The 18,661-nt window shown below is 46.4% G+C and carries 13 protein-coding genes; 10 read left to right on the top strand and 3 right to left on the bottom strand.

The window, feature by feature from the left end; translation table 11 throughout:
• The first annotated feature begins 50 nt into the window (after window positions 1–50).
• The 4 genes from sbcD (at window position 51) to sstT (ending at window position 8,192) form a co-directional block, all read left to right on the top strand.
• Window positions 51–1,568, top strand: coding sequence for an exonuclease subunit SbcD (sbcD, locus tag AC0J2X_RS04150; protein ID WP_168533293.1), 1,518 nt, complete (start codon window positions 51–53; stop codon window positions 1,566–1,568).
• Between the two features lie 4 nt (window positions 1,569–1,572).
• Window positions 1,573–5,310, top strand: coding sequence for an AAA family ATPase (locus AC0J2X_RS04145; protein WP_168533291.1), 3,738 nt, complete (start codon window positions 1,573–1,575; stop codon window positions 5,308–5,310).
• Window positions 5,311–5,435: 125 nt separating this feature from the next.
• The gene (locus tag AC0J2X_RS04140; RefSeq protein ID WP_069943812.1) at window positions 5,436–6,857 is read left to right on the top strand and encodes a S41 family peptidase; all 1,422 of its coding nucleotides are present in this window, start codon (window positions 5,436–5,438) and stop codon (window positions 6,855–6,857) included.
• 114 nt (window positions 6,858–6,971) lie between these two features.
• Window positions 6,972–8,192 carry a serine/threonine transporter SstT gene (sstT, locus tag AC0J2X_RS04135; protein ID WP_039224946.1) on the top strand — a complete coding sequence of 407 codons (1,221 nt, stop codon included), beginning with the start codon at window positions 6,972–6,974 and terminating at the stop codon, window positions 8,190–8,192.
• A gap of 20 nt (window positions 8,193–8,212) precedes the next feature.
• Here sstT and hutG read toward each other — a convergent pair whose 3' ends face one another.
• Together hutG and hutI are read right to left on the bottom strand one after the other, a co-directional pair.
• On the bottom strand, window positions 8,213–9,181 hold the full coding sequence (gene hutG / locus AC0J2X_RS04130) for a formimidoylglutamase (RefSeq protein ID WP_472995809.1): 969 nt from the start codon (window positions 9,179–9,181) through the stop codon (window positions 8,213–8,215).
• Entirely contained in the window at window positions 9,174–10,433 is a 1,260-nt protein-coding gene (gene hutI, locus AC0J2X_RS04125; protein ID WP_472995808.1) for an imidazolonepropionase, read from the bottom strand. Before hutI ends, hutG begins: the two co-directional genes overlap by 8 nt.
• 191 nt (window positions 10,434–10,624) lie before the next feature.
• Between hutI and AC0J2X_RS04120 the strand changes: the two genes are divergently transcribed.
• From AC0J2X_RS04120 to AC0J2X_RS04105, 4 genes are all read left to right on the top strand, one after another.
• A complete protein-coding gene (locus AC0J2X_RS04120) occupies window positions 10,625–11,449 on the top strand; it encodes a UTRA domain-containing protein (protein WP_239300029.1) in 825 nt (274 codons plus the stop codon).
• A gap of 105 nt (window positions 11,450–11,554) precedes the next feature.
• A complete protein-coding gene (gene hutU, locus AC0J2X_RS04115; protein ID WP_472995807.1) occupies window positions 11,555–13,294 on the top strand; it encodes a urocanate hydratase in 1,740 nt (579 codons plus the stop codon).
• Between the two features lie 2 nt (window positions 13,295–13,296).
• On the top strand, window positions 13,297–14,880 hold the full coding sequence (gene hutH, locus AC0J2X_RS04110) for a histidine ammonia-lyase (protein WP_472995806.1): 1,584 nt from the start codon (window positions 13,297–13,299) through the stop codon (window positions 14,878–14,880).
• Window positions 14,881–14,948: 68 nt separating this feature from the next.
• Entirely contained in the window at window positions 14,949–15,491 is a 543-nt protein-coding gene (locus AC0J2X_RS04105; RefSeq protein WP_039230722.1) for a CreA family protein, read from the top strand.
• A gap of 111 nt (window positions 15,492–15,602) precedes the next feature.
• Here the strand turns inward: AC0J2X_RS04105 and AC0J2X_RS04100 are convergent, their stop codons facing one another.
• Window positions 15,603–16,367 (bottom strand): MipA/OmpV family protein, encoded by a 765-nt coding sequence (locus tag AC0J2X_RS04100; protein ID WP_283649101.1) that lies wholly within the window; start codon window positions 16,365–16,367, stop codon window positions 15,603–15,605.
• Window positions 16,368–16,620: 253 nt separating this feature from the next.
• Here AC0J2X_RS04100 and AC0J2X_RS04095 point away from each other — a divergent pair, with 253 nt between their 5' ends.
• Both AC0J2X_RS04095 and nagA read left to right on the top strand, forming a co-directional pair.
• Window positions 16,621–17,496: a glucosamine kinase nucleotide-binding domain-containing protein gene (locus AC0J2X_RS04095; RefSeq protein ID WP_472995805.1), complete on the top strand. Its 876-nt coding sequence runs from the start codon at window positions 16,621–16,623 to the stop codon at window positions 17,494–17,496.
• Window positions 17,493–18,635, top strand: a complete 1,143-nt coding sequence (gene nagA / locus AC0J2X_RS04090; RefSeq protein WP_472995804.1) for an N-acetylglucosamine-6-phosphate deacetylase — start codon at window positions 17,493–17,495, stop codon at window positions 18,633–18,635. The genes AC0J2X_RS04095 and nagA overlap by 4 nt, the downstream gene beginning before the upstream one ends.
• Window positions 18,636–18,661: the final 26 nt, after the last annotated feature.

Here is an 18,661-nt window from a genome sequence, read left to right as displayed (position 1 = left end):
GCCGAATGAGCATCTCTATCTCCAATGCAACAAGCCTGGTTCTCTTCTACATGAAAATATTGCATACGTCTGACTGGCATTTAGGTCAGAGTTTTTTTACGAAAAGTCGCAAAAATGAACATGCCGCTTTCCTTAAATGGCTTCTTCAACAAGTAGAAGTGCATCAAATAGATGCGATTATTGTCGCGGGCGATGTGTTCGACACGGGCACGCCGCCTAGCTATGCCAGAGAGCTCTACCATGCGTTTATTGGTGAGCTACAGGGCATGCAGTGTACACTGGTGGTGCTGGGGGGAAATCACGATTCAGTGTCGGTATTAAACGAAAGTAAGGCGCTACTGAAATACTTAAATTGCCACGTAATAGCCAGTACGTATGGCGATTTAAGTGAACAAGTCATTATGCTTAACGATCGCAATGGGCAGCCCTGTGCCGTACTGTGTGCCGTACCCTTTATTCGCCCACGTGATGTGCTTGTCAGTGAGGCAGGGCAAAGCGCCACTGACAAGCGTCAAGCGCTTGGCGATGCGATAAAGCAACATTATGGGGCGCTTTATAATGAAGCCCTGTCACTGCGCGCTTCAATTGAAGAAAAACAAGCAGAACAGGGCAGTGAAAATAGTGCTGCCATTCCTATTATTGCTACCGGGCACTTAACCGCTTTAGGCGTGAGTCAGTCAGAAAGTGTACGCGATATCTACATTGGCACCCTTGAAGGCTTTGACGCCAAAGGGTTTCCGCCCGCCGATTATATTGCACTTGGGCATATTCACAGGCCACAGAAAGTCGCTAAGACAGAACACATTCGCTATTCAGGCTCACCCATACCGCTAGGTTTTGATGAACTAAACACGCAAAAGCAAGTGGTGTTGGTTACGTTTGAAATAGAAAGCACAACGCCAACTATCTCAACGCTTCCGGTACCGCGCTTTCAGGCCATGGAAGTAATAAAAGGGGACTTAAAAGCTATAGAGGCGGCCATTAATAAGAGCGATGCCATCACGTTAGCTTCTCAAACAGATGATGCCGTTAGCGAATTGGATGAAGTAGATAAAGCCCTTAGCGAGTTTAATAAAACCATTAGCGCAACGGATAACGCCATTAGCTCTAAAGACCCAGTGTGGTTATGCATTGAAGTTGAAAAAGAAGACTATCTGACTGATCTACAGCAGCGTATTCAGGGCTTGTTAGAAGGGAAAAACGCTGAGATTTTACAGTTGAAACGCAAGCGTAAGCGCATGGTAAATAGCCTAACAGAAAAGCAAAACGTTCAGCTTAGTGAACTATCGGTAAACGATGTATTTGAAGCGCGTTTGGCATTGGAGAGCATAGAAGATAATACAACAAGTGAGTCGGCACCAACTGAGTCGGCACAAGCAACCCTGCTAGATGACGACCAAAGCACCCGAGCAATGGAACAAGCCGGTTCAGAGAAAAGCGCTTCACGCTTAAACCGGATAAGGCAGCTGTTCAATGAAGCAGTAGAGCAAGTGCACACCAATGATGAAGATACCGAAGTACCAGTAGAGACCTCATTGGCAAACACAACAGAAAATAAAGGCGAGTAATACAATGAGAATACTGACCTTACGCCTTAAAAATCTAAACGCCCTAAAAGGGGAGTGGAAGATAGATTTCACCCAGTCGCCGTTTATCGACAATGGCCTGTTTGCCATAACTGGCCCAACAGGGGCAGGTAAAACCACCCTACTTGATGCCATTTGTTTAGCGCTTTATCACCAAACCCCTCGCTTGGGGCCAATTTCAACGTCTAACAACGACATCATGACCCGCGGCACGGCGGAGTGTTTGGCGGAGGTTGAGTTTGATATTAAAGGCAAAGCATATCGTGCGTTTTGGAGTATGCGTCGGGCCAGAGGGAAAGTTGACGGTAATCTGCAAAGTGCCGAAGTTGAGCTAGCCGAAGTTGAAAGCGGCAAGATATTGGCTTACCAGGTTAGGCCGAAAAGTGAAGAGATTGAAAAGCTGACTGGCCTTAATTTTGCCCGTTTCACCAAGTCTATGATGTTGTCGCAAGGGGATTTTGCTGCGTTTTTAAATGCTAACGAGGCTGACCGAGCCGAGCTGCTTGAAGAGTTAACTGGCACTGAAATTTACGGGCAGATATCACAGGCAGTACATCAGCAATTTAGTGACGCTAAACAAAAGAAAAAAGAGTTTGCGATAAAGCTGGAAGGCGTAACCTTGCTTAGCGACGAGCAAATCGCCCAGCTTGAAGAAGAGCAAGCACAAACCAAGAGCCAAGTCGCCGTGTCTAACCAAACACTTGTTCAGTTACAAAAGCAACAGCAGTGGCAACAAGCGTTTAACGCCAATGAGCAAACCATAAAAGAAGCCAGTGAAGCGCAGCAGACCGCGAATAACGCCATCAATGAGGCGAGACAAGAACTTGATCTTTTAACCCAAAGTGAGCCAGCTGAAAAGCTTCGCCTGCCATTTTTGCAAAAAAACGGGCTTCAGCAAGACGTAACCCGTTATAAAGAAAGGCTTGACGGGAAAGCAGCCCAGTTGCCCGACTTAAAAACGCAAAAGGCACAGCTCAGTTTGGAAGTGATGAACGCTGAACAAGCGTTAGTTCTTACAAAGCAACAAAGCAGTGAGCTTGAAAAGCGCATAAATGAGCAGGTAGTTCCGCTAGATAACCAAATAGCGCAGCTCACTACCGAACAGCAAAAAGCAAACGAAAACGCGGCACGTTTAAGGCAGTCAATAAACGCGTTAACGCTAAAGCGCACAGAAATCGAAAACGCTTCGGCAGATAACAAGACCAAGCTTGGTGAACTGGAAACCTACTTACGTGAACATCAATCACTTAGCGGCATAGCGGAATTTATAAGTGGCTGGAGTGAAACGGCGCGCCATATTGAACATGATAAAAAGCAGTTAGAAACACTGACACAAAGCGTAAATAATCATCGTCAGGCGCTTTCATCCCTAGATGACGCTATCGCAAAAACAAATGAGTCGTTAAGCGCGTTAACGCAGACCTTCGATGACAAAAACGCGCAAGTAGCCAAGTGCGAAAAGGCACTTCAGGCCGCGCTATCTGACAAACCAAGTGATACTAATAGTGCTAATGCAACCAGTAAAGCAAGTCTTCAGCAAGAGCGTGATACCAAGCTTCATCATTGGGATAACGTATTACAGATAGGGCATATTCAACAGCAATATTTGGCACTAGAACAAGAGAAAGTATCGCTGGGTGCGCAAAAGGAAGACTTAGCGAAGAAACTAGCTCAGCAGCAATCTGACCGCCAAGCCTTGGTTGATGCTTACAAGCAAACTCGTAGTAATTTAAAAGACATAGAGGCGCTTATCGCCTTGGATGCTGAAGTGGCGCACCTGCGCGCCCAGCTAAAAAGTGGCGAGCCATGCCCTGTCTGTGGGGCAAACGAGCACACCACGTCTAGCGTGGTTATTGATGTACCTGAAACTATCCAAAAGCGAGATAGCTTAAAGCAGCAGTTAGATGATATTGAGCAGCAAGGGGCGCGGGCAAAAGAAAGTGTTACAAAAACTGAATTCACTCTTGCTCAGGTTAATAAGCAGCTAGAACAGGCAAGCGGGCAACGAGATACGCTGCTAGAAAAGTGGCAGCAGATTTCAAGCGTACTTAGCGCTGATATACCGAGCTTTGAAAAGGTCGACATTAATACTTCGCAAAGCGTCGCTCAATTTACGGAGCAGTTTAAAACTCGTCTCGATGATATTAGTGCCCAATTAACCCGTTTAGAGGAGTGCGAGCAAGCTCTAAATGCTGCATTGCAGGCTAAAAATGAAGCGCAACAGTTGCTACAAGCCAAACAGTCAGAACTTGCAGTTTCTCTGCAGCAGCGCGAAACCTTGGAAAAGCAATTTACAGAACGTAGTGCAGAGTTAGAGAATAAAACAAAAGGGGTTAACGATGGTATTTTAGCGCTTAGGGAAACTATGACGGCGCACGGTGCTGATATTCACAACTTGGCTATTGATGGAATTGCCACGTGGTTAAATGAAAAAGCCGAAGCGCTTAAAACCTATAAACACAATCATCAGCTACACGCTAAACTTAAAGATGAGTTGCAAGGGGTAAGTAGCGCCTTGCTAGTGGTTAGTCGTGATATCGAAAGCGCTGAGAATCAGCTAAAGGATGTATCTGAAGAGCTTGTGCAGCTAGATAATAGTTTAAAGGCGCTGCGAGACTCGCGCAAAACCGTATTCCCAGAAGGGGATATTGCTGAAACAAGGAATAAGGCAAGCGCTGGCCAAGAAATGGCTGAGCGAAACGTGAGTGAATGCAAATCTCGCCTGCAACAAACGGACACTATATTGTCTCGTTTAGAGGCCGAAATTGCCCAGCTCAATGAGCAACTGCGCGAAAAAGAGCAAGCACTTACAGAGGCAACAGAGCACTTTAGCCGTCAGTTGGCGAGCAGCCCATTTGACGATGAGCAAGCGTTTAGCAATGCGCTTTTAGACGAAGATACCCGCAACACCTTACTTGAACTGCAAAAGCGATTAACTCAGCAAAAACAACAAGCAGACTTAAAGCTAGAAAACGCGCTAGCTACCCAACAATCGCTAAAAGCCCATGCTAACGCAGCATTGTGGCAGAGCGAGTTAGAAGAGCACGGTGCACAGTGGCTCGATACGAAAATTACCCAGCAAGCTCAGCAGCGTGACACGCTGTTATCGTCTTTAGGGCAAATAGAACAGCAGCTAAGCGCTAACAATCAAGCCCGCGAAAGGCAGCAACAGCTTGTGGATGAGATGGCTGCGTTTGAGGCCTATTACGACGATATTACTTACCTACACTCGTTAATTGGCTCGGCCAGCGGCGACAAATTCAGACGTTTTGCACAAGGGCTTACTCTGGACAACTTAGTGCAGCTTGCAAATCAGCAGCTTGATAAATTACACGGTCGCTATCAGTTAATTCGAAAAGAAAACGAAGGGTTGGGTTTAAGTGTATTAGACACCTGGCAAGGTGACGTAGTGCGAGATACCAAAACCCTGTCTGGTGGAGAAAGTTTCTTAGTGAGCCTAGCGCTGGCTTTAGCTTTATCTGACTTGGTCAGTCACAAGACCAGTATTGATTCACTGTTTTTGGATGAAGGCTTTGGCACCCTTGATGCTGAAACTTTGGATGTGGCGCTTGATGCACTAGACAACCTAAATGCCAGCGGAAAAATGATTGGTGTGATAAGCCATATTGAAGCCATGAAAGAGCGTATTCCTACTCAGCTTAAAGTGATTAAACGCAACGGTGTGGGCTTAAGTGCACTAGAAAAACCTTATGCGGTGGGGTGAACTCACCGCTTTAGGAATTAGTAGTTAAAACGTTTGCTTACAAGTATGTGCTTGGTAAATGCTCGCAAGATCATGGTTTTATGATACTTTATCGTTATTAAAAGTAGATATGGACATCATATTTAGTGAAACGATTTGCGATATTCCCTCTTTTTGCCTCTTTCTGTACGTTTGGTAGTACCTTTCAGTGTGAAAGTGAGTTTGCATGGCTAAAAAGCACGTTTGAAAACAACGATGCCGGTTTTCAATATAGCGTCGAGAAAAAAGGGCAGGACCTTTATTCGGCCCACAATAGTGCGATTTTGGCGCGAGTACAAAGCGCGAAAAGCGAAGCGCAATGCCACACAGTGCTTAGCGACTGGCTTACATTTTTTCGCAAGGGGCACATTGGTCTTGCGTTAAATACGAATGGCTCAGAGGAAGCGGTACGCGAATCGGTAGTGCATGATTTCGACTTATCGGCATTTAAACAACATTTGAAAAGCCAACGTGACGAAACTCTTGAGGGGATTTGGCAATTCTCAAGCTATACGGTTGCCTTAAAAAAAGAGGGCAATGTCCATAAAGCTTATATCGTTGAAAGTACCAACCCTTCATGGAAGGCGGGACAAGTAAAGTTCATCGTTAATGACCCTGAAGACAACAATACTGCAAAAGTGACGTTTTTTATGGGCGATCACTCCGCCCGACAAATCGATACCATGACACTCTTGGGTAACAATGAAGTGGTGTTGGGCAATAGCTTTATCGTTATGTCGCGAGAGGAACCGCGACAAGAATCGTCGCCTGAAATAACACGCTATGTTCGCCTACTAAGTACAAAGGCTCCGCTATTCGAGAAAGTTTCAGAGAACACTGTGTTAGTTCGCATACCGGCTTTCGATCACGCCTTCAAAAAAGACATCGACGCGGTTATCGCTAAGCACCTAGACACGATTTTAAAAACTGAAAACCTCATTATCGACATCCGAGGAAACGGTGGTGGTAGTGACGTAAGCTATGCGTCTTTACTCCCTATTTTATACACTAACCCTATTCGCACTGTAGGCATGGAATACTTATCTACCGAGCTTAACAATTCTAGAATGCTTGGCTTTTTGCAAAACCCTCATTTTAGTGAAGAAGAAAAGCAATGGGCAAAAGACGGGTACGACATTCTTAATCAACACATCGGCAGCTACATCAATATTGATGAAGACGTAACGGTGGAGACATTCGACAAAATTGAACCCTTGCCGAAGAGTATTGGCGTACTTGTTGATTCAAGTAATGGCAGCACCGCTGAGCAGTTCTTACTGGCGGCTAAACAAAGCAAAAAAGTAAAGCTGTTTGGGCAAACTACCGCAGGTGTACTCGATATTTCTAACATGTATCAAACTGATTCGCCGAGCGGTACTTTTACTTTGTATTACAGCCTGACTAAAAGTTTACGCATTCCGCATATGGCCATTGATGGGGTAGGCATTCAGCCAGACTATTATATTGATGGAGAACTTCCTCTTTACCAGTGGACGTCTTATACGCAAAAGATACTTGAAGGCATGTAAACCCTTATAAACGGCAAGCATACGGTTATTTGCGAGTAACTAAGACCAAACAGGTTCATTTGTGTAACGTTATCCTTTATGGTGCGTCGTCAAAATAATAATGGACCAACATTTATGGATTCAACGTCACGCCCCAGCCTGTTTCAGCGCTACATGAATGGCAGTTTGGTACTGCAAATTATCATTGGTATCGTATGCGGTATTGCGATAGCGAGTTTTTCACCTTCAGCTGCTCAATCAGCAGGGCTATTGGGTAACTTATTTGTAAAAGCCTTAAAAGCAATAGCTCCTTTATTGGTTTTTGTTTTGGTCATGGCATCCATTGCCAACCATAAGCAAAACGAGCAAACCTTTATCAAACCCGTGCTTGTGCTTTATTTGATGGGCACACTACTGGCCGCGCTCACCGCCGTGTTGGCAAGCTTTGCTTTTCCTACAAGCTTAAGCTTAGTGACTTCAGATGTTAGCCAAGCTGCGCCGAAAGGTGTGTCGGAAGTCCTTACTACTTTGCTTTATAACATGGTAGATAATCCGGTAAATGCATTAGTAAATGGAAATTACATTGGTATTCTCACGTGGGCTGTAGGCCTAGGTTTAGGTCTACGTCATGCTAGCGAGGCAACGAAAGCGCTACTTCAAAATATGGCAGATAGCGTAACAACCGTGGTGGGTTTTGTTATTAAACTCGCGCCCTTCGGTATTTTCGGCTTGGTAGCTAATACCATTGCTACAACGGGCTTTGAAGCATTGCTTGGCTACTCTCATTTACTAACGGTACTGATTGGCGCGATGCTATTTATCGCACTTGTGACCAATCCCTTGTTAGTATTTCTGGCAACCAAAAAGAACCCTTATCCTTTGGTGTTCAAATGCCTGAAAGAAAGCGGTATTACGGCGTTTTTCACCCGTAGTTCGGCGGCGAATATTCCGGTAAACATGGCGCTGTGTAAACGCTTAAAGCTTGATGAAGACACCTATTCGGTATCTATTCCGTTAGGCGCCACGATTAATATGGCTGGGGCTGCAATCACAATAACCGTGTTGACGCTAGCTGCGGTTAATACCTTGGGAATTTCTGTAGATTTCCCTACTGCTGTATTGTTAAGCGTTATCGCTGCGGTATCAGCATGTGGAAGTTCAGGTGTTGCAGGTGGTTCGCTGCTGCTTATTCCGCTTGCCTGTAGCCTGTTTAATATACCCAATGAAGTGGCTATGCAGGTGGTTGCGGTGGGCTTTATTGTTGGCGTACTGCAAGACTCTGCTGAAACAGCATTAAATAGCTCTACCGATGTCTTGTTTACCGCCGCTGCGTGTGAAAGGGCAGGCGGCCAGTAAACATAAAAGCGTTAAACAGTTTAAGTGTGCGAACTTACTGCATCTACCGCTTCAAAAATTAGCCGTGCAGCCAGCTTTGCTGTGCGGCTATCAATATCATAATTGGGGTTCATTTCCGCAACGTCACACAATCTCCATTGATACCCATAAGTACTTTGGTGTTGTGCTAAAAAGTGTAGCGTGTTGATAACAAGCGTGGGGGATATTCCCAATGCACTGGGCGCGCTAACGCCAGGTGCTTGTGCGGCTGGAAATGCATCTAAACATACAGTGACGTAAAGCTCATCGATGTCTTTTAGCATCGGAGATAGCAGCTCATCTATTCGTTGCATGCACAGCGATTCATCATTTAACGCCAAGTCGGTTAAATAGCGCGTGTTGGACGCATTGGCAAAGTTAAACAGCGCTGTTGTATTGGCCGCTTTCGATACGCCCAAACAAGCATAATGAAACGGTGTGTCGTGTAACTGGCAGTGATCATACACTTGCCTGAACGGCGTACCTGAACTGGTGTTTGGTGAAGGCTTTCTTAAATCAAAATGGGCGTCGAAATTAATAATTCCAATGCGGGCGCTTTCGGGCTTAGCATTGAAAACCCCTTGATAGCTACCCCATGCAATTTCATGTCCCCCTCCCAGACCGATGACCAAACCATCATTTTGCTTGAGCGCATAGCAAATGGCGTCAGCATATTGGGTTTGCGACTGGGCTAAGTTCTCTTTAGCGGTAACATTCCCTAAATCGGCTAATGATGCGTTTGGCCAGTGCCAAGGCAAGTTTGCAAGTGCCTGGCGAATAGCGTTTGGACCCTCAGCTGCACCTACGCGGCCCTTGTTAAATGCCACACCTAAATCACTCTCAAACCCAACAAGGGTAACGGCGTTGGCCAATGAATTATCTTCGCCCACTTCAAGTTCGTTAACTTTTTGATGCCAACGTAGGCCCTCAACACCGTCTTCACTGTCTATTCTGCCTTGCCACTTAAACATGTTTACCTTCCTTAAACACCGCAATGGGGCGGTGGCCATTAATACAATAGGCAAGCTCTGCCGGTGTTTCGATATCCCACAGTGTTAAGTCAGCAAGCTTACCTGCTTCAATAACACCTCGGTCGTGCAGCCCAAGTGCGCTAGCCGCGTGTGCAGTGGCGCCTCGTAGCGCTTCTTCTGGCGTAAGTTGAAACAGCACACACCCCATATTTATCGCTGTAAGGATTGAGGCTAACGGCGAACTACCTGGATTAAAGTCAGTGGCTAAGGCCATGGGCACATTGTGCGCCCTTAGGGCGTCTACCGGCGGCTTTTGAACTTCACTTAGGTAATAAAAAGCGCCTGGTAAAAGTACGGCAACGGTGCCACTTTGGGCAAGTAAGGGAATATCGCTGTCAGCTAAATATTCGATGTGGTCTACCGATAGTGCGCCGTACTTAGCTGCTAGCACTGCGCCTTTGCTGTCGCTAAGCTGTTCTACATGAGCTTTAATGGGTAAACCGTGCTGCTGTGCGCAGCTAAACACCCGTTCTGTTTGTGAAGTTGAAAAACCGATAGTTTCACAAAATACATCAACGGCGTCAGCCAAGTTTTGCGAAGCAATGTGAGGAAGTGCCTCGTTGCAAATGAAATCGATATATCCTTCTGAGTCGTCAGCAAATTCATTGGGCAGGGCGTGAGCGCCTAAATAGGTAGTTTTAATACTCACAGGAAGATGCTGCTCAAGGGATTTAGCCACGCGTAACATGCGCACTTCAGTGTCTAAATCCAGCCCGTAACCTGATTTGACTTCAATGGTGGTAACACCTTCTTCGCACAGTCGCTTTGCGCGTTTTATCGCAGTGTGAAGCAGGGTGTTTTCGTCAGAGCGTCGAGTTTTTTCAACCGTCCCTTTAATACCACCGCCGCGCTGCGCAATGTCTACATAACTTGCGCCTTGCAATCGCATTTCGAATTCTTCGGCGCGATTGCCGCCATACACTAGATGCGTATGACAATCGATGAAGCCAGGCAATAGCCACGGGTGTTTGGGCGTTGAACCTTCATTTTGGGGAATTAGGGTAGTGGCATCTATTACGCTTTTGGCTTGCTCAAACACTTCGTCTAGTGAGTCATCGCAAGGAAGTAACGCAGCAATTTTGCCGTCTTTTATGGCAATGGCGTGTGGCGGTAATTCGCCATAGGGCAACTTGTTGTCTTGCATAGACGCAATGCGAACATTGTAAATAAGCGTGTCGTACTGATAACCCATAACGTGCTCCACTCTAAGCCACCTCTTGTCTGGTTTTTCGTCTAACTGGTCGTCTTGTTCTTTGTCTGGCTTTGACCAGAATCTTTACTGAAACGCAGTGTAAATTTTGAGTTCAGTGTACTTGTGCATACTTGTATATACAAGTATGCTGTTAGCATATTATTAACAATTTAGTTGTGAATGGCCACGATATGCAACCTCGGTACAGAGTAATTAAGACAGCAATTTTGGATGCCATCGAAAGTGGTGAGATGAAGCCGGGTAGCCAAGTGCCTTCAGAAAACCAACTTGCCCAGCAGCACGGTGTAAGCCGAATGACTGCGCGAAGAGCGTTAAGTGAAATGGTGGACGAGGGCATTTTAATGCGCAGCCAGGGCATAGGCACGTTTGTGTCAGATAGTCGCCCTATGAGCTCAATGCTTGAGATCAAAAGCATTCGCGATGAAATAGAGCAGCGGGGGCATAGATACACTAACGAGATATTGGTGTTGGAAACCTCGCCAGCCAGTGATGCTATTGCTCAACGACTGGGAATCGATGTGGGAGAGCCAGTATTTCATAGCATTATCGTACACTGCGAGAACAACCTACCTGTTCAATATGAAGACAGGTGGGTTAACCCTGCATGGATTAACGACTATTTAGATAAAGATTTTAAAGCTCAAACTGCAAACTTTTATTTGAATCAGGTCGCGCCCCTTTCACAAGCCGATCACAGCGTAGAAGCTGTGGTTGTTGAAAAAGATATTGCACAAGCACTACTGATTAAGCCTAAAGAGCCGTGCCTGAAAATTACGCGACGAACCTTCTCTCGAGTGCCCAGCGCAATAACCAGCGATGAGAGCAATATTGGCGAGTCGTCAACGGCGAATGCTCAGATAAAGAACGGTTTAAGGGCGACGTCAGATTCATCCTTAGATAATAGTCCAAAAGCGAGTTCAAGCGCAGTGGTTAGCCACGCGGTGCTGTATCACCCAGGTAGTCGATACCGCTTGGGAGGACACTTGGAGTTCTAAGTGTCATTGCGCCAAAGGCGCTAGCAACTCATTGCTTTCTAAAAAGATGACACTTCCTAATAAAAAACAAATCGGCAAACGTAAGAATATGCCTAGGAGAAGTTTATGAAACGCCTCGACCCTACAAGAGAAATACGTGCCCCAAGAGGCAGTACGTTAAATGCGAAGAGCTGGCAAACTGAAGCGCCGCTTCGCATGTTAATGAATAACCTGGATCCAGACGTTGCGGAGCATCCGCAAAATCTGGTGGTTTACGGCGGTATTGGGCGTGCGGCCCGTGACTGGGCGTCTTACGACAAAATTGTAGAAGTACTCAAGCGTTTAAATACTGATGAGACGTTGCTGGTTCAATCAGGCAAACCTGTTGGGGTATTTCCCACTCACGAAAATGCACCTCGTGTGTTAATTGCTAACTCTAACCTTGTACCGCATTGGGCAAACTGGGAGCACTTTAACGCTCTGGATAAAGAAGGTTTGATGATGTACGGGCAAATGACCGCAGGGTCATGGATATACATAGGCTCGCAAGGCATTGTCCAAGGGACTTATGAAACGTTTGTGAGCGTGGCCAAAACGCATTTTGAAGGAAGCGCTGAAGGACGCTGGATTTTGACTGGTGGCTTGGGCGGTATGGGCGGAGCACAGCCTTTAGCTGCAACCATGGCTGGCTTTTCAATGGTAGCTGTGGAGGTGGATGAAACTCGCATAGATTTCAGAATTCGCACGGGCTATTTGGACAAAAAAGCGCATTCGTTAGATGAAGCCATGCAACTCCTAGAAGAAGCCAAAGAAGCTGGGAAGCCTGTATCAATTGGCCTATTAGGCAATGCCGCTGAAGTATTTCCCGATATGCTAGCGAAAGGGATTGTTCCCGACGTTGTGACCGACCAAACCAGTGCGCACGATCCGTTGAATGGCTATCTACCAGTGGGGTGGACGCTAGATCAAGCTGAGGCGCAGCGTAAAAAAGACGAAGCGGGTGTTGTGAAAAGTGCTAAACAGTCGATGGCGCTGCAAGTTAAAGCAATGCTTGGCTTCCAACAAGCTGGCGCTGCTACTCTTGATTATGGCAACAACATTAGACAAATGGCGCTAGAAGAGGGTATTGAGCATGCGTTCGATTTCCCAGGTTTCGTTCCTGCTTATATTCGACCGCTTTTTTGTCGGGGCATAGGGCCTTTCAGATGGGCTGCGCTGTCAGGCGATCCGGAAGATATCTATAAAACGGACGCTAAAGTTAAAGAGCTTATACCCGACAACCCCCATCTACATAACTGGCTAGATATGGCCAAAGAACGCATTCAATTCCAAGGCCTGCCCGCGCGTATTTGCTGGGTGGGGCTGGGTGAAAGACAAAAGCTGGGGCTTGCCTTCAATGAAATGGTTCGCAGTGGCGAGCTAAGCGCGCCAGTTGTGATTGGACGGGATCATCTCGACTCTGGTTCGGTAGCTTCACCCAATAGAGAAACAGAGGCCATGCTCGATGGTTCAGATGCCGTTTCGGACTGGCCGCTGCTGAATGCCCTATTAAATACAGCGGGTGGTGCAACCTGGGTAAGCCTTCATCATGGTGGCGGTGTAGGAATGGGTTTTAGCCAACACTCGGGTGTAGTGATTGTTTGTGACGGTACGGACGAAGCGGCTGAGCGTATTGCTCGGGTTCTTCATAACGACCCTGCCACGGGCGTAATGCGTCATGCAGATGCAGGCTACGACATTGCAAAAGACTGTGCTGCCAAGCACAGCTTGGATCTTCCCATGGTCAATAGCGTGGCTAATAACCAAATCCCCGATAGAACAGGCACTCATTCAAGCTCGAACAAAAGCTTTGGCGGGGAGATATAGTCATGTCGCATTCGTCTTTTTTTGCTGAAAACGGTGGTGTTAAGCAACTTAATCTTGTGCCAGGTACATTGACGTTAGATCAGTTACGGGAAGTACATCGAAGCCACGTTCATTTATCGTTAGATGAAAGCGCAGTACCCGCTATAAACGCCGCCGAGCAAGTAGTGCTTAATGTCATTAAAGAAAACCGTACTGTCTATGGCATCAATACCGGCTTTGGTTTGTTGGCTAATACTCGTATTAATGTTGATGAGTTAGAGTTATTGCAGCGCAGTATTGTGTTATCGCACGCGGCCGGTACGGGCGACTTTATGCAGGAAGATACTGTGCGCCTGCTCATGTTGTTAAAAATCAACTCCTTGGCCCGTGGTTATTCTGGCATTCGTCTAAGCGTAATAGAAGCGCTCATTACCTTGTTTAATGCACAAGTTTACCCCGCCATTCCTGAAAAAGGTTCGGTAGGCGCCAGCGGCGACTTAGCGCCTTTAGCACACATGAGCGTGGTGCTGTTAGGGGAAGGGGAAGCTTTTTATAAAGGAGAGAGAATTAGTGCGGCCCAAGCCCTTGAAATAGCCGGTATGCAGCCGATTGCGCTGGCACCCAAAGAAGGCTTAGCACTGTTAAACGGCACGCAAGCCTCGACAGCGTTTGCACTTCAGGGGTTGTTTTATACTGAAAATGCGCTTCATAGTGCTATTGGTATTGGAGCGCTTACTGTTGAGGCTGCGTTAGGTTCCCGCGTGCCGTTCGACGCGCGGATCCACGAAGTGCGTGGCCACAAAAGCCAGTGCGATGTGGCGACTGCGTTTAGAACATTGCTAGACACCTCAGAGATTGGTCATTCACATCAACGATGTGAAAAAGTACAAGACCCGTACTCTCTGCGTTGCCAGCCACAGGTGATGGGAGCGTGTTTACAGCAAATGCGCTATGCCCAAGAGATTTTGGTGGTGGAAGCTAATGGGGTAAGCGACAACCCGTTGGTTTTTGTTGAAAATAATGATGACGCTGATACGCCAACTGGCGATATTCTATCTGGCGGAAACTTTCATGCGGAAACCGTGGCAATGGCGGCAGATATGCTGGCTATTGCACTATCTGAAATTGGCGCACTGTCGGAGCGCAGAATGTCGTTAATGATTGATACGCATTTAAGTGGTTTGCCACCGTTTCTAGTTGAAAATGGTGGGGTAAACTCGGGCTTCATGATTGCGCAGGTTACCTGTGCGGCGCTTGCTAGTGAAAACAAAACCCTGGCGCACCCCGCATCTATCGATTCGTTGCCTACGTCTGCGAACCAAGAAGACCACGTGTCTATGGCTACCTTCGCTGCCAGGCGTTTACGAGATATTTTCGATAACGTGGCAGGTATATTGGCCATTGAGTGGTTAGCGGCCTGCCAAGGGTTAGATTTTAGGAAGCCGTTTAAAACCAGCGAAAAGCTCCAAGTGTTGATGCAGCTACTAAGAGACCAAGTGCCGTTTTACGACAAAGACCGCTATTTTGCGCCAGACATTGAAAAGGCCAAGCAACTTATTAAGCAGCACGACCTTATGGAAAAGACACAGTTAAACCTGTTAGGCTAAAATGATCACAGGCTCGGTATTTCGAGTAAACAAATAAAGATCATAAATAGAGTAGAGGTGGGAATGATATGAAAACAAATGGACGTTGGTTAAGTTCAAACGAGGCTCGTACTTCTATGAAAGGCACTTTCAAGAGCGGCACTTTTGTGAAAAGCACTGTGCTGGGGTTACTCGCCGCGTCGGTGTTTACGTTGGCAGGCTGTAGCGACAGCGAAGTGGGCGATGTGTCTCTTGGTCTTTTTACCACAAAAGACATTAAAATTGATGCGCTTCAAGACCCCATAGTGACAGGTGTAACCTGCCATATTTCAAGTATTGAAGCGAACCTTGATTTGTCGGACCCATCAGACAGTTCAATCGCGTGCAGACAAACCGGCCCTATTACGGCTGAGATGTTAAACGCCATTGATAAGTCAGATTCAGGTGAAGTAATTTTTAAAAAATCTAAGAGCGTGTTTTTCAAAAACATGAAGCTTCGAAGAATTTACGATGCCGACTCAAAAACGCTGATTTATTTGTCTTACAGCACCAAAGAGACATCTGGCAGCTATAAACATAGTTTGTCTACGGTACCACTGTGGGAAACGCTAGCGTTTAAAAAGCCCGCGTAGCGAAACGCATCAACTCAATATTAAAAAGCCCTCTTACATGAGGGCTTTTTGATGCTAGCACCTTGTATTTAATCTATCCACGCGGTTGTAGAGTAGGCTATTAGCAATAGTCTAGAAAAAGCGTGTATAAACCAGCATGGCGTTAAGCGCGGTATCATCGTCTGTCAGCGGGCTATCGCTGATGCTATCGTCAAAGAAGGTGGCGCCAACTTCTAAACGGGTCATGCCGCCCAGAAACTGTCGGGTCGAGATGGCAACGCGTACTTCCGTATTGAGCGCGCTATCGCCGTTATATGCACTTCGAAATGCCGTGGCTTCTTCAGGGCGTACGCCGTAGTAATAGTCGACGTAATTGCTGTCTTGGTAGTTTACGCCTATAGACGGCTCGATCATGACGTTATTTATTCTAAACCTTTTCCCGATACGGGCGGACGCTTGGTAGCCATCAAACTTACCAAGAATATCGGCATTGGTTGACAATGAATAAACCCAGCTACCCGTGTTGTAGTTAAGCCCAACTCCGGCCGCGTAGCTAAAATCTCTGTCGTCCATACCTGTAAATACGGCACTGTCATCTTCTTCATAACCTGCAAATATCGGGACAAGCTGAGCGTCAAGAGTAAAGCCACTTTCGCGAAAAAGTTCATAGCCAATAAATGGTCCGTAAACGCGTAATTTTTCACCGGTGTAGCCGATAATAGGAATAGGAACAACGCGATTATCAAAGTCGGTATATACATCTTGCGATGCTGCGACGCCAAAACCCCACATCCAACCCTGAGGTTGTTGAGCGCCAGCTTGTTGTGCAAAAGCAGGAGTAGAACTAACACCTACACAAGCTAGAGTTATTGCGCCAATAACGGTTTTTAAATTCATAGGTAAATTTCCTTTTTAATCAAGATACTGCTCTGCTGTGTTCTTCGATCATATTCGCTTGTGCCTATTGAGCTAAGCTGTACGTTTTTGCAGCGGCTTCTGAGTGGGCAATTATCTATGCGGATTGGTATAAGAGCCTTCAGGTAACGTGAAAGGCTGCGTTACTGGCAAGAAAGCAAGTTATTCTGTGAAATCGGTGTGGTAAAGTGCATACAACAAGTTGTATTGAATAGTTTAGAGAAGCAGGTAACCCGTGAGTTACAAATATGTAGTGGGTATTGACGGTGGTGGCACCCGGTGCCGTGCATTGTTGCAAGATATTGATGGCAATACATTAGGTGAAGGGGCGGCAGGCCCTGCAAATATAATGACCAACCCCGAACAAGCAATGGGGTCGGTAATAGACGCAACGTTAGACGCAATAGACAGTGCTTCGTTGCCGATTACATGCGAAGAAGTGTTGCTAGCTGCTGGATTGGCAGGGGCGAATATTCCTCAAGCAAAGCAGTCTTTTTTGGCGTTAGACAACCCATTTGCCGATACCGTGGTAATAAGTGATTTACACGCCGCTTGTTTGGGCGCGCACGACAATCAGTCTGGAGCCCTTATTATTTGCGGTACAGGTTCAGCGGCAACCCGTTACGACAAGGGTATATTTACTGACAAAGGTGGTTACGGTCTGCAAGTTGGCGATGATGCAAGTGGTGCGTGGTTGGGCTTATCAGCTATAAAGCATGTACTGCTTTCTTATGACGGCGTAGAGCCCGTTAGTGAACTAAAGAAGCGAATTTGTGAGCACCTTAATTTAGCGTCACCTCAGCAATTAGTGACCTTGGTGGCAAATTACAACGCTGCAGATTTTGGTGATATTGCCCCAGTGGTTATACAGGCTTATCGAGACCAGTGTGCCGCCGCGACATCTCTTATTCGAAAGGGAGCAAATTACCTCAATCAGTTGGGTGAAGCATTGATTAATCAGGCTTCTACATTGCCGCTATGTTTGGTTGGCGGTCTCGCTGATGTTTACACGCCTTTACTTTCGTCTTCTATCTCCTCTAATTTAACAGCGCCGCTAAAAAGTGCTGAATATGGCGCTATCAGCTTTGCCAAAAGAGTAAAAAGCGAATGATAGAATCAATTACTGTCGAGCAGGTTTTAACGCCAAAAGGTTGGCTTGAAAACCAAACCATTACTGCTGATAGCGGCAAGATAGTCAGTATTAGCGATGCGACCTCAGCAGAGCTCAATAGTATTTACAACGGAAAGCTCATTCCCGGTTATTTCGACACGCAAGTGAACGGCGGTGGTGGTGTGCTTTTTAATCATAGCCCTTCTGCCGCTATAGTAGAAACCATGGCGCTGGCTCATCTTCGTTTCGGCACAACGTCCATGTTGCCAACTATCATTACCGATAATGCTTCAACAATGGCTCAGGCGGCGGATGCCATTGCGGAAGTAATGGCGGGCGGCCCAGAGTGCATTAAAGCGTTAATAAAAGGGATTCACTTTGAGGGGCCCTTTTTGAGTAAAGCAAAAAAGGGCGTGCACGAAGCACAATTTATAAGAACGCCTTCTGACGCAGAGCTTGCAACCTTATGTCGCAAAGATACTGGTAAAGTCTTACTTACTGTCGCACCAGAAACGGTGAGTACTAGCTTCGTAAAAGAAATGGTTGCTGAAGGAGTTGTGGTTGCAATTGGGCACACCAATGCCAGCTATGAGCAAGTTCAGGCGGCTATCGACGCGGGAGCTACAGGCTTTACGCATTTGTACAACGCTATGTCTGCATTAACCTCCCGGGAGCCAGGAGCCGTTGGTGCCGCGTTGCTTAATGACACCGTATATTGTGGTTTTATTATCGATCATCACCACTTACACCGCAAAAGTGCTGAGTTGGCATTAAACGTGAAAACTGCCAACCGCGCCTTGTTGGTTACCGATGCCATGGCGCATGTGGGCAGTGATATTGAGCGTCTTCACTTTTTTAATACCGAGATCGTTAGGCATGGCGATAAACTTACTACGCCAGACGGCAAAACACTGGCTGGCTCGTGCTTAGATATGCATAGTGCAGTTTTGAATACGCACAATGATTGCGGTGTAACATTAGAAGATGCGAGCAAAATGGCGAGTGCCACGCCGGCTCAATTTATGGGGCTAGAGAGTGACATAGGCAGCATTACAGAAGGTCAGCGCGCAGACTTTTTACTGCTTAATTCCGCCAATGTACTGACCCACGTTTTCAGTAATATGAGAATGGTCTTTTAGGTAGAAATTTAGTATTAACTTAAATG

The sequence above is a fragment of the Alteromonas sp. R7 genome (genome assembly GCF_055755235.1).
Note: the sequence above shows the minus strand (reverse complement) of the source record. Positions and strands in the feature narration are given on the sequence as shown.